Here is a 14,588-nt window from a genome sequence, read left to right as displayed (position 1 = left end):
TTTTAATTATCACTGTGACTTTCTTTGTGAAGTACCGAGAAAAGATGACTAAAGAGAAAATGGAGGGAGAAAGAAAATCTAAAGAACTTGAAGAAGCAAAAGAGCTACAAAACAGTTTGCTCCCTAAAGTTCTTCCTACTGTTGACGGTTTTGAAATCAGCACTTATTTAAAACCTGCTACTGAAATCGGTGGGGATTATTACGACTTCTTTTATAAAAAAGGAGAATATTTTTACGCTATTTGCGGGGACGCAACTGGGCACGGTGTGATATCTGGAATTATGGTTTCTGTTACCAAAGCTGGGCTTAATGGAGTTCCTATGGGTGAGCCTTCCACGATTTTAGGTCAGCTCAACAGAATCGTTAAACGTGTCAATTTTGGTAGACTTCGAATGAGTCTTAGTGTTGCTAAATTTAATAAAGACGCGGTGGAACTTAGTTCTGCTGCTATGCCACCTACTTATTTTTTCTCCTCTAAATCTAAAGAAGTAGAAGAAGTCTTAGTGCCAAACCTTCCGCTAGGGGGACTTGAAAATGAAAAGTTTGATGGAGTTAAAAAAGATTTCAAGCCTGGTGATGTAATGGTCATGATATCGGATGGTCTACCAGAGCTGCCAAACCCTTCTGGTGACTTATTGGATTATGATAAGATTGAAGCCTGTATTAAAGAAAATGCAGAAAAAAGTGCCAGTGAAATTAAAGATGCTCTTGTTTTCTTATCGGATGACTGGGCGAAAGGGGTCATGAATCCGGATGACATAACTATTGTTATAATTAAAAAAGCAGCTTAAATAAAATACTATGAAAAAAATTATCTTTTTATTTATTGGGTTTTGTTTAACGACCAATCTGTATTTGTTTTCTCAAAAACTAGAGGATACTTCTCAATACGAGTTTGAGAAATACGGTGTTGAGCAGGGCACTGCAATGAATGCCTCTAATACAGTTTATCAAGACAGTTTAGGTTACGTGTGGATAGGGTCTCAAAGTGGGATAGATCGGTTTGACGGGTATGAGTTTACTAACTTTTCTAGTATCATTTCCGACTCGTCCTCAACAAATTTAGGGTGGGTCAATGCAATAACAGAGGACTCTAAAGGGAACATATGGGCCACAGATCAACAGGGTAACGTATCTAAATATGATAGGTATAGTGAAATCTGGTATAATTTTGATCCAGTTTATAAAGACTCTATAAAAAACGTTCCTAAAAGAAGAAATTTACAGTTTTATCCACAGCCTAGATCTATAATTATTTCTCCCGATGATAGATACGCATATGTTGGAGTTTTTGGTTTTGGTTTGATAAGAATAGACTCCGAATCTGGTAAACAAAAGTTTTTTGAGGATAACTTAAATTTTGTTGGATTTGAATTAGAAACATCCCATAAGTTAATAAACGAAATAGAGTGGATTGACGATATTAATATTTTAGTTGCAACTGGAAATGGTATTCGAATATTCAATACCGTGGAGGAAGTTTTCACAAAAACTCTTTTTTCTGGTGATAATAACGAGTCTAGATTGTGGGTTCATAGTTTTGAGAAAATTAACTCTTCGGAGTTTTTCTTGTCTACACAAAATGGACTTCTTAAATCCGATATTTTGAAGGAAAATGTTGAGAAGGTTTCGGATAAGTTTGATATAACAAAAGGTAATTCTCAATTATTTTACAATAAAAAAAGTGAAGAATTATGGGTTAATATTGAAAACGTAGGCATTGATATTGTTGATTTAAATTCTGAAAAAATCACGATGTTAAGAGAAGACAGTTCTGCTCTATTGGGTAAGTCATTTAATAATATTATAAAAGACAATCAAGACAACATATGGATCTCCTCTAATTTTGCCGGAGTATTAAAATATGATCCCAACAAGAAAAAATTTAAACCTTTTCTGAGAAACACACCAAAAAATATGGGTTTGGGGCTTGGAGTTATTTGGGGATTAGTGTTTGATGACGACGGTAATATTTGGGCTGGTTCTAGAGAACCGGGAGGAGGCATAGTTAAGGTAGACTTGCAAAACAATACAACCAAGGTGTATAACAAGAAAAACATTGATGACGCAACAACTTATCAGATTTTCAAAGATAAAATAGGTTCTATTTGGGCTTTTGAGGGGGGGAACCTCATTGTTAAAAGAAAAAATGAAAATACTTTTAAACTTTTAGGGGCATACAATGATCTAAAAAAAGATCAAAACCAGATAAATAGGTTCTTTGATCCATATATGACATATTCTGGAGATATAATTTTCCCCGGTCCAATTACGGGTTGGATTGTTGATAAATACGGAAAGGGTAAGTACGAAGAATATAAAATTTTAACAGAGAAAATTATCGAGCCTACAACTGGGTTTCATAGGATTGATTCTACGAACACTTATATTGTTTCTGACAGGTCTGTGTTTTTGTGGAATGAGTTAACAAATGAAGTTATTGACCTAATACCAAATGAAAAGGAGAAGCTAAAAAACTATCTTACTTCTTACCAACAACCAGGTGTTTTCCATGATGGTAAATTATATTTTGGAACTTATGGTAATGGGATTCTTTATATTGATCTAAATACAGAAGACATAGGTTTTATTACATCAAATGATGGTCTTCCAAATATGTATTTATATAATATGTTTAAAGATGAAGATGATAATTTTTGGATGTCCTCTAATCAAGGTATCATAAAATATAATCCTTTCAATAAAATGTTCCGTCAATATACTCCGATAGACGGTGTTCAAGATTATGAATTCAATTCTGGAACTGCAGATGTGAACGATAACGGATTTATTGCAATGGGTGGTCTTGCTGGAATCAATTATTTTAACCCTAAAGATATTAGTGAGAATTCAGTTCCGCCAAAAGTAATTATTCAAAACATTAATATTGGAGATGTTAACTATAAGCTTGACGCTGTTTCAAACAATGAAATCAATGAAATTAACTTTATAAACAATTCGGTCTCTTTTGATTATGTTGCTTTTAATTTTAGAAACACCGATCAAAATCAGTATAAATATAAGATGGAGGGCTATGATGAAAATTGGGTGCAAGCTGGTACAAGAAGATTTGTAAGCTATACAAATTTACCGATCGGATCTTATACGTTCAGAGTTCTTGGCTCAAATAATGATGGTGTCTGGAATGAAGTTGGCGCAAGCTATAGACTCACCATTCTCCCGCCTTGGTACAGGACATATTTTGCATATGCTGCTTATATATTAATTTTGGTAATTGGATTTAGATCTTTTGTGAAGTACCGAGAAAAGATGACTAAAGAGAAAATGGAGGGAGAAAGAAAATCTAAAGAACTTGAAGAAGCAAAAGAGCTACAAAACAGTTTGCTCCCTAAAGTTCTTCCTACTGTTGACGGTTTTGAAATCAGCACTTATTTAAAACCTGCTACTGAAATCGGTGGGGATTATTACGACTTCTTTTATAAAAAAGGAGAATATTTTTACGCTATTTGCGGGGACGCAACTGGGCACGGTGTGATATCTGGAATTATGGTTTCTGTTACCAAAGCTGGGCTTAATGGAGTTCCTATGGGTGAGCCTTCCACGATTTTAGGTCAGCTCAACAGAATCGTTAAACGTGTCAATTTTGGTAGACTTCGAATGAGTCTTAGTGTTGCTAAATTTAATAAAGACGCGGTGGAACTTAGTTCTGCTGCTATGCCACCTACTTATTTTTTCTCCTCTAAATCTAAAGAAGTAGAAGAAGTCTTAGTGCCAAACCTTCCGCTAGGGGGACTTGAAAATGAAAAGTTTGATGGAGTTAAAAAAGATTTCAAGCCTGGTGATGTAATGGTCATGATATCGGATGGTCTACCAGAGCTGCCAAACCCTTCTGGTGACTTATTGGATTATGATAAGATTGAAGCCTGTATTAAAGAAAATGCAGAAAAAAGTGCCAGTGAAATTAAAGATGCTCTTGTTTTCTTATCGGATGACTGGGCGAAAGGGGTCATGAATCCGGATGACATAACTATTGTTATAATTAAAAAAACCGCTTAAATAGATTTATGGATCCAATTTTCTATTTCATTTGATTTTCCTTTTACCCTGATTGGAGTTTGAGAGTCAAAACCATTTGAGTTGTCTAAATTTTCATATACGCTTTTAGATATAACTATTTCTCCTGACTTTGCGTGAGAACAAAGTCTAGAGGCTAGATTAACAGCGTCTCCAATAACAGTGTAATTCATCTGTCTCTCCGATCCTATATTACCAGATACTACTTTACCATAATTAATACCAATGCCTATCTCTAACTTAGGTAAGTTTTCTTTTTCTATTACCTTATTAAACTTTTCCAGAGCCTTGAACATCGCCAGTGCTGAATTAACAGCACTTTGTGAATCGTTTTTATTCTTTAAGGGCACTCCGTACAAAACCATAAGCTCATCGCCGATTATTTTATCTAATGTTCCATTGTGGGAAAAAACAACTTCAATCATCGATTCAAAATATGTGTTAAGTAAGTATACAACGTCTGATGGCTTCATTTTTTCTGAAAGAGCAGTAAACCCTCTGATGTCGGAGAAGAGAACACAGACTTCACTCTGAGCCCCGCCGAGCTCCAGTGAACTTTCATTTTGAAGTAGTTCATCTACAATGTTTTCAGAAACATATTTTTTAAATGTTGATTTAATTTTATTTATACCTGATAAGTCCTCAAAAGAGAAAACGGTACCTGATCTTTGATTTTCCTCATCATAAACTGGAGAAAGCGTCAGATTAATTTCATGAGGAGCTTCGTTTATATCCTTAATTTTGAAATTATCTTCATATGTAATTTCATTTTTAATTTCTGAGTTTTCAAGAAGCGTTATTAGGCTCGGATTGTTTTGAAAAACCATGAAGTAGTGGTTGTTTATTACATCTTTTTGTTCTACTCCAAATATCTTTTTTGCCGAGTGGTTTACAAATTCGATTTCTCCTAAAACATTAATCATTATGATTCCTGTAGTAATAGAAGACATAATGTTGTCTACAAGCTTATTTGAGCCTTTTAAAGAATCAATTAATCTAATATTATCATATGCAAGGCTTACTTTTTTACTCAAACTATCAAAAAGTCTCAAGTCTTGTTGAGTAAACTTTATTAATCCATTCCTACTCTCCTTGTCAAAAAGAAGAAGAACTCCTTCAACTGAGCTGCCTGTAATGATTGGGCTAACAATACAATTTTTTTTTGAAGCTTTGAGGATTTCATAGTTGCCTGGTTCATCAATTATTCTAGAGGTCTTTTCTTCATTTAATTCTTTCAAAACACCTTTCGTGATTCTTATAATTTTATTTGGCAGTTCTTCCTTCAAAATATTAAACTGTGATATAACGTTGAAAAATCCAGATTTTTCATCTTTAAGAAGCACCATTCCCTTTGATGCGTCCAATATAGAAAGTATAGTTATTAAAATATTTTCAAAAAGATTCTGTTTTAGACCTTGTTGGTTGTTTATGATTTCAGTCACATCAATTAATGACTCTATTTCAAGTAACTTGTTTCTAAGCTCTTTATTTGTGTTTGATAGCTTTTGCTCTAGTTCTTTCACCTCAATTTGAGTTTCAATTTGAGTTTTGAGATTTAAAATTAAAGATCGATGTTCAGATGGGGGTGTTATTTCAAAAGGCAAAAAAATTATTCCTACCGATTTGTTATTAGATATAATATCAATAGAAAGTGCTGAATTAAGTGAGTGAAAATTACACGAAGAAACGATATACTTTTTGTCCTTATTTAAGTCTTGGATTTGAAAGTTTTTTCCATCAGATATATTTTGAGGAGGAGTTGGATCAAAATATTCTATTAAATTAAGAGCCTTAACTATTGTTTTTTTTCCAAAAAAACAAACTTGAAGTTTTTTTAGTCCTTCTTGATCTTTGACATAATTAATCTTGTCCTTAAGAGCTTCATATTCGTTAAGGCGTAAGATTGTCTCCAAAATGATTTAATTCCTTATGACATTCCTGAAATGGCCTCTTCCTGAGTAGGATAGCTGTCACAGTATTTGGTTAGACCCATTATTTTGAATGTCTTTTCAATAATTGGGGCAAGATTACAAAACGAAAGAACGCCGTCAGACTCCTGAAGTTGCTCAATTAGTTCGATTAAAATTGATGCTCCGATACTGTTAACAATATTAGATCTTTCAAGGTTGATTAGAACCTTATTTGCGCCTTTTGAAATATGCTCTTGAGCGGCATTTTGAATCTCTTCGCCAAGGTCTTTGTTAAGGTATCCTTCCGTTGCAATTACAATTACATTTCCAATTAGCTCAACATTTGTTACTTTATTCATTTCCATCCTTTTTTTTAACCATAGTTAGTGTTGTTCCTGTGTGATCTGACTCAAAATCAACAGAATCCATTAATTCTTTTATGAGCATAATACCCCAACCCCTTTTTCTTTCGTCAGTATTAATTTTAGATTCTATTTTTGGGATTTTTACATTTGACTCATCAAACCCCTTGCCTTTGTCAATAACTTTAATTATGAGATTTTCGTCATCAATTAAAAAGTGAATATAAACCTCACTTTTAGATTCAGAGTGCTCAAAAGCATTTATACACGCTTCGATTAGGGCCATTGATATTTCTCCTGATTTTTCTTCTGACAGGTCCATGTGCTTGGCTACAACTTCAGCAGTTTGTGTAGCAACAAGCTCCATGTTTTTTAATATCGGTAATTTTAACTCTACCGTTGGTTTTTTATCCATTAAGCTTTGGTTTTATAACTCGGTTAGTTTTAAATAATCTATGTGTTTATTTACACTAAGTAAATTTAGAAAATATTTGGTTGTTTTTTACAAGTTTTTACTTTGTTTTTTTGAATTTCAAAAACTCAATTTAAAAATACAAATAATGCTTAACTTTGTCACTATGAATGAAGAGACTCCAAGGCAAAAAAAAATCGCCTCTGTAATACAAAAAGAACTAGCTACTCTTTTGCAGGGTTCTATAAGAAAAGAGGGCCTCTCAAACCTTATTATCTCAATAACAAAGGTTCACGTAACCATCGACCTTGCTTTTGCAAAAGTTTTTTTAAGTATTTTTCCTTCAGCTTCTGCACTAGATCATTTAAAAGCCTTACAAGAAAACAGCTTTAAAATAAGACACGATTTATCCCAAATAATGAAAAATCAAATGAGAAGAACTCCTCAATTGACTTTTTATGTTGACGATTCCCTGGATTATATTGAAAAAATTGATTCTGCGCTTAAATTGCGTGAGAACCCAATTACTGATCCAGACCTTCTTCCTTCAAAACAAAAAAAATAAGTGTGAGGTTTTCACTCCGAATTGCTTTAAGATATTTGTTTTCAAAAAGTTCTAAAACTGTTGTTAATAGAATTAACGTCTTTGCAATAGTTGTTCTGATAGTTAGCTCTTCTTCTTTATTAATTGTTTTGAGTGGTTTTGAGGGGTTGAAAGAATTCGGCATGACTTTTTATGATCAATTTGAGCCTGATTACAAGGTCATTTCCAAAAATGGTAAATCGCTAAAGGTTAATACAAAAACCTTGGACAGCATTCTTAACACAAATGGCGTTCTTTTTTGTTCACGAGTTATTGAAGAAAAAGTTTTTTTTGGTTTTGAAGGAAAAAATGAAGCTGCATACATCAGAGGTATTTCTTCCAATTATACTAAAGGTAACTCCATAGATAGTCTGGTTGTAATTGGAGAATGGATTGACTTTGATTCTAATTCTGTTGTTTTAGGATACGGTCTTTCCTCAAGCCTAGGCGCTGGTGTCTATGACTACTCCTCTACCTTGGAGCTCTCTGCTCCTAAAAAGGGGAAATTAAAGCTTATGGAGGCTCCCTTTAGAACCATGCCCGCTTTTGTTAGTGGTATTTTTCAAATAAGTGAGGATATTGACAAAAAATATGCGTTTTCATCTATTGAGTTTACGAGAAAATTGTTGGGTTTTGAAAGTGATGAGTTTTCTTTTATTTCTATACATACAGACCCTGATTATTCCGAAGAAGAGGTTTTGTTTGGTTTGAAAAAATATTTTAATAATGATTATATAATTCAATCTAGAGTCGAGCAAAATCCTGCCTTATACAAAATGATCAAGACAGAAAACTTGGCTATTTATTTGATTTTCTCATTAGTTGTTTTAATTGCCCTATTCAACCTTGTAGGGTCTTTAATAATGATGCGGATAGACAAGTCGTCTCAATTAAAATTACTTTATGCTCTAGGGGAAAAACCAAAAAACATTCAAAATATTTTTCTTTTTTTAGGTTCACTCATTTCAATAATTGGCTCCGTCGGAGGAATAGCTGTTGGATCTTTGCTAATTGTTATTCAAGATTTTTATTCTTTTGTGTTTGTTCCCGGCACTTCGTTAGCTTACCCCGTCTCTCTTATAGTAGAGAATATTTTAATTGTATTCTTAACTGTTTTCGTTATGGGCTTTATTACTTCTGTTTGGGCAACCAGAGGTATTCAGTATTCTTTGGATCAATAAGTCATTAAATTATTGCTAGATCCTTGAACTTCGCCCCTACCTCGTCAAAAACAGCAAACACATCGTGCGATAGGTCAGATGTGACCATTTTTGTCCTATACTTCTTAAAGTCTGGTATGCCCCTGAAGTAGTTCGAGTAGTGTCTTCTTGTTTCTAGGACTCCTAAGGTTTCTCCTTTCCAATCAATTGCCATTTTTAAATGACTTCTTGCGGCTTCTACCCTTTGATTAACTGTAGGAATACTACAAACAGTTTTGTCTTTTAAATACGATTTTACTTCGTTAAAAAACCAAGGGTTACCAATTGCCGCCCTACCTATCATAGCTCCATCTAGCCCGTATTCATCTCGAACAATTCTAGCCTTTTCAGGAGTATTTATATCTCCATTTGCAAAAATGGGAATAAACATTCTTGGATTATTTTTAACATCTGCTATTTTAGACCAATCAGCTTCACCTTTATACATTTGCGCCCTTGTTCTTCCATGAATAGATATTGCAGCGGCGCCTACATCTTGAAGTTTTTCTGAAACTTCTACAATTTTAATTGAATCGTGATCCCAGCCTAGTCTTGTTTTAATTGTAACAGGGAGTTTTGTGTGTTTAACCATTGCCTCAGTAAGCTTAACCATCAAAGGGATATCCTTTAAAATTCCTGCTCCTGCTCCTTTACAAACTACTTTTTTAACTGGACAGCCAAAGTTAATATCAATTATGTCTGGATTAGTGGCCTCGACAATCTCAACAGCCTTAAGCATTGATTCAATGTTTGCTCCAAAAATCTGAATTCCTACAGGCCTCTCTTTTTCATAAATATCTAACTTTTGGACACTTTTAGCAGCATCTCTTATCAGGCCCTCGCTAGAAATAAACTCAGTATACATAACGTCTGCTCCGTGCTTTTTGCATAGGGCTCTGAAGGGTGGATCACTAACATCTTCCATTGGAGCCAGAAGAAGTGGAAAGTCAGGAAGCGATATGTTGCCTATTGTTACCAAAAATAATTTTTTGTAAAAATAATAAAAAAGGGGGTGTTAATAAGGTTCTTTATTTTTTTGTGTAGTATTTAAGAAGTAATTGTAATAGAAAAGAAGAATAGGGTTACAATTTAATACCTTTGCAAACCATATGGAGATCTAAATGAAAAACATACGAAACTTTTGCATAATTGCTCACATTGATCACGGAAAAAGTACTCTTGCGGATAGGCTTCTGGACTTTACAGGATCTGTTACCGAAAGAGAGAAGCAAGACCAACTTTTAGATAATATGGATATTGAAAGGGAAAGGGGTATAACCATAAAGTCTCATGCGATACAAATGGAGTATTCTCATCAGGGAGAAGAGTATGTTTTTAACTTAATTGACACTCCCGGACACGTTGACTTCTCTTATGAGGTTTCAAGGTCTATAGCTGCTTGTGAAGGCGCTTTGCTTGTTGTTGACGCTGCTCAAAGCATCCAAGCTCAAACTATTTCAAATTTATATTTAGCATTAGAAAATGATTTAGAAATAATACCTGTTTTAAATAAAATTGACCTTCCTTCCGCTAACCCTGAAGAGGTAAAAGATGATATTGTCGGATTGCTTGGGTGTAAATCTGAAGATATAATTCCAGCATCTGCTAAAACTGGTTTAGGCATAAAGGCTATTTTGGAGGCGATTATTTCTAAGGTCCCTGCTCCAAAAGGGGACCCTGATCAGGCACTACAAGCTTTGATTTTTGATTCCATTTACAATCCGTTTAGGGGTGTAGAAACATACTTTAGGGTAATAAATGGTCGTATTAAAAAAGGAGACAAAATTAAGTTTTTGTCTACAGGGAAAGAGTATAATGCTGATGATGTAGGTTTGCTCAAGTTAAAGCAAGAACCTACAAATTCAATCTCTGCTGGAGATGTAGGGTATTTAATAACGGGGATTAAAGAGGCCAGTGAGGTTAAGGTTGGAGATACTATTGTTAGTTCAAGAAGCGAAAACACACCAGCAATTGACGGATTTGAAGAGGTTAAGCCAATGGTTTTTGCTGGAATCTATCCTGTAGACACAGAAGACTATGAAGAGCTTCGTTCGAGCATGGAAAGGCTTCAGCTTAACGATGCATCACTCGTTTTTATTCCAGAAAGTTCTGCTGCTTTAGGCTTTGGGTTTCGCTGTGGATTTTTAGGAATGCTTCATTTAGAAATTATTCAAGAACGTTTAGAAAGAGAGTTTGATATGACTGTTATAACCACAGTTCCTAACGTCTCTTACCGAGCTTACGTCAAAAAAAATCCTGAAGAAATAATTCCTGTTAATAACCCATCTGACTTACCAGACCCCTCTTATTTAGATCGGGTGGAAGAACCTTATATAAAAGCCTCTATCATTACAAAGTCAGATTTTGTTGGGAATGTAATGTCTCTTTGTATTGAAAAAAGAGGGGTCATCACCAACCAAAGCTATTTAACCCCAGAAAGAGTTGAACTCACTTTTGATATGCCGCTGGCGGAAATAGTTTTTGATTTTTATGACCGGCTCAAAACTGTATCAAAAGGATATGCTTCTTTTGACTATTCCCCAATTGGATTGCGGGCTTCGAAGCTTGTTAAGGTAGATATTCTTTTAAACGGTAATCAAGTTGATGCCCTTTCTGCGCTAATTCACGCAGATAATGCTTACAATATTGGGAAAAAGATGTGTGAAAAGCTTAGACAGCTTATACCGAGACAACAGTTTGATATTCCTGTTCAGGCTGCAATTGGAGCAAAAATAATCTCTCGAGAAACAATTAAGGCGCTCCGAAAGGATGTTACAGCAAAATGTTATGGTGGTGATATTTCCAGAAAAAGGAAACTTCTTGAAAAGCAAAAAAAGGGTAAAAAGAAAATGCGTCAAATTGGTAATGTTGAAATTCCTCAACAAGCTTTCATGGCGGTTCTTAAACTAAATGATTAGTCTCCCAAAGAAGTAGTGCCTTATTAAAATGTCTAAAACGACTTATGAATGATATTTAAAGTTTTTTGTATCTTTTTTTAATCATAACATCATCTTTTGAAAAATTCCCAATTTGATAATATTTTAATGGGATTTGCTTTTTCTCCTAACTTAAAAGCAAATGTATTTGAAGCTATACGTTTGTCTAGTTTTTTAAATGCTCATGTTTATTTTCTCCACGTTGGCTCTAATTCCATAGATAAAGAAAAAACATTTAATGATATCCTTGAGGATTCTCCTGTAAAGTCTAAAAAGCTTTCGATCATCTGGAAAAAAGGAGAGCCAGTAGATACAATTAGAGAACAGTGCAAAAAAAACAATATCGATTTACTGCTTTTAGGGGCAATGCAAAGAGAAAACATGTTGAAGTTTTATATGGGGTCAATTGCTCGAAAACTAACTCGTAATGCGCCTTGTTCTGTGCTGTTGCTGATCAAACCCTCATTGATAAGAAAGCCTACCCAGCATATTGTTGTTAATGCTTTCGAAAGCCCCCAAACAGAATCTACCATTCTTTCAGCTTTCCATTTTGGAAAGGCACTGAATGTAAAAAAAGTCACATTAGTAGAAGAAATAAATCGTTCCGAGGTCGCAGTTGAAGCGGATGATGATCATAGCTTAAGAAAGGTTACTTTAAGGAAAGAAGAGCTGAACCTCAGAGAGCTTACTCGTGTTAAAGAAATCTTGTCCCATATCCCTGACTCCTTGTTAGAGGGGGTTAAGGTTCATTCTCAAAATATTTTTGGCACACGCGGTTATTCTATTGGTCATTATGCAAAGGTTGTTCGTGCTGAACTCCTGATAATGAATGCCGCTGAAAATAGAAAGAGTTTTTTAGGAAGGATTTTTCCTCAAGATTTGGAGTACATTTTGTCTGAATTACCAACTGATGTGCTCATTATAAAAAGCAAAGAAAATGAGTAAAACTATCTCTTTTAGAGCTTTTATGGGTGCCCTCCCTGCAAATATTTTTGCTGGTTTCGTAGTTTCTTTAGTGGCATTACCTCTTGGCCTGGGGCTTGCGATAGCTTCAGAAGCCCCTCCGGTCGCTGGAATCATTTCGGCTGTAGTGGGGGGGGTTGTTGTTGCACTTTTGGGTGGGTCTCAGCTAACGATTGCTGGCCCAGGAAATGGGTTAGTTATCGTTTTACTCTCATCAATTACACTTTTGGGTGAAGGTGACCTTTACCAAGGGTATCTCTATACATTGGCAGCTGTTGCGCTTTCCGGGATATTAATCTTTCTTTTTGGTGTTTTTCGTTTTGGAGCTTTAAGTGAGTTTTTTCCTGCCTCAGCCTTGCAGGGAATGTTGGCGGCCATTGGAATTGGTATTATTTCTAAGCAAATCCATGTTATGCTGGGGATAACAACAGCAAAAGGAAGCCCCTTAAGTCTTTTAACACAGGTTCCCAAAAGTGTTTTGTTTATTATTCAAAACGCTTCTTTAGAAGTGCTTGTTGCTGCAACAATGGGAATTGGATGTCTTCTAATTTTAACTTTATACTCTAAAATTAGAAACCCTATTTTTCATTTAGTTCCTGCTCCTATGTGGGTTGTTGTTTTGGCAATAGGACTAAGTTATTATTACGAATATGTTTTGGCTACTCCCTATCCTATCGGCGAGAACCTCCTCATAGCGCTTCCTGAAAATTTGTTAGGCAACCTTCCCTTTCCTGATTTTGGAAAGATTAAAACATTAGATTTTGTTGGGGTTGTTTTCTCACTAACCTTAATTTCTTGCATAGAGTCGTTGTTAAGCATTAAAGCAGTAGATAAGCTGGATCCTCTTAAAAGAAGGTCAAACGTAAATAAAGATCTTAGAGCTCTGGGAATTGCTACAGCTATAAGTGGTTTTATCGGAGGGTTAAATGTAGTGACTGTAATTGCCCGAAGCTCAGTAAATGTTAATAATGGTGGGTCTAATAAATCGGCAAATTTATTCCATGCCCTTTTTTTATTGGGATTTATCCTTCTCTTTCAAGATCAGATCCAGCGAATAGCACTTCCGGCCCTTGCGGCTATTTTAGTGTATACTGGTTATCGCTTAGCGGCTCCTGAAAACTTAATACTTTTATTCAAGATTGGTAAAGAACAGGCTGCAATTTTTATTGTCACCCTTGGAATGACCCTAGCTTATGGCTTGATTACGGGAATTACTTTTGGAGTATTAGCAACTTTTATAATTCATGTCTTGATCAACAAAAGTCTTTTCCTCTTTACAAGAAACTGGTTGAAGCCAAACGTATTAATGTTTAAGGAAGAAGACAGCGGAAACTATTTTGTTAGCGTTAAAAACTTCTGCAGCTTTCTGAACTTTTACAAGTTAAAAGCTCTTCTTGACGAAATCCCAGAACATGAACATGCTGTTGTAGATTTTTCTCTTTGTGAGTTTGTAGATCACACCGTGATGGAGGGTCTCAATGGATACCGAAGAAGCTTTTCTAGCAAAAACGGGGTGTTCGAGATTATTGGGTTAGATGTCCATTTTTCAAATACACAACATCCTTTTGCTATTAGAAAAGTGGTGCCAATAAAAGACTTTTTGAATCTTGGAAGTCACCTAACCAAAAGACAAAAATCTTTAAAAAATCTTTCTAAAAAACTAAAATGGTCCTATCGCCCCGACATTTCTTCTGACCCACAAAATCTTGAAAAGTTTGAATACTTTAAGTCGAAGCAAATAAATTATCAATACAATGTTTTGGTTGATACTGCAGGACGATTTTCTCTCTTTGACCTTTCGTATAGTGAAGGAGCGTTTATTTCCAAAGAAGATTTAAAGTCCTCTTTTTTAATGATTAAACTAGAGAAACAGATTCCTCATTTTATATTAGATAAAGAACATTTGTTGGCTAGCCTCTATGAGCCTTTAGGGTACAAAGACATCGACTTTGTTGATGCTCCCGATTTTTCAAGGCGCTTTTTCCTTTCAGGGAAAAACAGATCTAAAATACGAGAATGGTTTACTCCTGAGTTAATTTTCTTTTTCGAAAGTCATTCTTATTTTCATATAGAGACAAACAAAGACATCATATTAATTAAGGGTAAAAACCGCTTATCGAGTATTGATGAAATTAAAAAAATGCTATCTTTTGGAACCGAGCTAACTCATATATTGAAAAAATAATTA

Annotated in this window: 11 protein-coding genes; 7 read left to right on the top strand and 4 right to left on the bottom strand. The window is 34.8% G+C overall.

Annotation, left to right across the window (positions count from 1 at the left end; all coding sequences use genetic code 11):
• Window positions 1-791, top strand: a 791-nt coding sequence (locus AC3ATN_RS04495; protein WP_487532039.1) for a PP2C family protein-serine/threonine phosphatase, incomplete at its 5' end; no start/stop codon positions are given.
• Window positions 792-801: 10 nt separating this feature from the next.
• Window positions 802-4,017: a SpoIIE family protein phosphatase gene (locus AC3ATN_RS04490; RefSeq protein ID WP_487532038.1), complete on the top strand. Its 3,216-nt coding sequence runs from the start codon at window positions 802-804 to the stop codon at window positions 4,015-4,017.
• On the opposite strand, the gene AC3ATN_RS04485 is transcribed toward AC3ATN_RS04490, so the two are convergent.
• Genes AC3ATN_RS04485 through AC3ATN_RS04475 form a run of 3 tightly spaced genes read right to left on the bottom strand, consistent with a single transcriptional unit; the run spans window position 4,014 to window position 6,722 of the window.
• Window positions 4,014-5,948 (bottom strand): adenylate/guanylate cyclase domain-containing protein, encoded by a 1,935-nt coding sequence (locus AC3ATN_RS04485; RefSeq protein WP_487532037.1) that lies wholly within the window; start codon window positions 5,946-5,948, stop codon window positions 4,014-4,016. The two genes, AC3ATN_RS04490 and AC3ATN_RS04485, sit on opposite strands and share 4 nt — an antisense overlap.
• Before the next feature lie 14 nt (window positions 5,949-5,962).
• Window positions 5,963-6,304 carry an STAS domain-containing protein gene (locus AC3ATN_RS04480; protein WP_487532036.1) on the bottom strand — a complete coding sequence of 114 codons (342 nt, stop codon included), beginning with the start codon at window positions 6,302-6,304 and terminating at the stop codon, window positions 5,963-5,965.
• Window positions 6,297-6,722, bottom strand: coding sequence for an ATP-binding protein (locus AC3ATN_RS04475; protein WP_487532035.1), 426 nt, complete (start codon window positions 6,720-6,722; stop codon window positions 6,297-6,299). Before AC3ATN_RS04475 ends, AC3ATN_RS04480 begins: the two co-directional genes overlap by 8 nt.
• Window positions 6,723-6,867: 145 nt before the next feature.
• Between AC3ATN_RS04475 and rbfA the strand changes: the two genes are divergently transcribed.
• Entirely contained in the window at window positions 6,868-7,284 is a 417-nt protein-coding gene (gene rbfA, locus AC3ATN_RS04470; RefSeq protein ID WP_487532034.1) for a 30S ribosome-binding factor RbfA, read from the top strand.
• 2 nt (window positions 7,285-7,286) lie between these two features.
• The gene (locus AC3ATN_RS04465) at window positions 7,287-8,483 is read left to right on the top strand and encodes an ABC transporter permease (protein ID WP_487532033.1); all 1,197 of its coding nucleotides are present in this window, start codon (window positions 7,287-7,289) and stop codon (window positions 8,481-8,483) included.
• A gap of 4 nt (window positions 8,484-8,487) precedes the next feature.
• Here the strand turns inward: AC3ATN_RS04465 and dusB are convergent, their stop codons facing one another.
• Window positions 8,488-9,480 carry a tRNA dihydrouridine synthase DusB gene (gene dusB, locus AC3ATN_RS04460; RefSeq protein WP_487532032.1) on the bottom strand — a complete coding sequence of 331 codons (993 nt, stop codon included), beginning with the start codon at window positions 9,478-9,480 and terminating at the stop codon, window positions 8,488-8,490.
• A gap of 142 nt (window positions 9,481-9,622) precedes the next feature.
• Here dusB and lepA point away from each other — a divergent pair, with 142 nt between their 5' ends.
• From lepA to AC3ATN_RS04445, 3 genes are all read left to right on the top strand, one after another.
• The gene (lepA, locus tag AC3ATN_RS04455; protein ID WP_487532031.1) at window positions 9,623-11,419 is read left to right on the top strand and encodes a translation elongation factor 4; all 1,797 of its coding nucleotides are present in this window, start codon (window positions 9,623-9,625) and stop codon (window positions 11,417-11,419) included.
• 96 nt (window positions 11,420-11,515) lie between these two features.
• Window positions 11,516-12,382 (top strand): universal stress protein, encoded by an 867-nt coding sequence (locus tag AC3ATN_RS04450; RefSeq protein ID WP_487532030.1) that lies wholly within the window; start codon window positions 11,516-11,518, stop codon window positions 12,380-12,382.
• Window positions 12,375-14,585: a SulP family inorganic anion transporter gene (locus tag AC3ATN_RS04445; RefSeq protein ID WP_487532029.1), complete on the top strand. Its 2,211-nt coding sequence runs from the start codon at window positions 12,375-12,377 to the stop codon at window positions 14,583-14,585. The genes AC3ATN_RS04450 and AC3ATN_RS04445 overlap by 8 nt, the downstream gene beginning before the upstream one ends.
• The last annotated feature ends 3 nt before the right edge of the window (window positions 14,586-14,588 follow it).

Source organism: Candidatus Marivariicella sp. (assembly GCF_983056325.1).
Note: the sequence above shows the minus strand (reverse complement) of the source record. Positions and strands in the feature narration are given on the sequence as shown.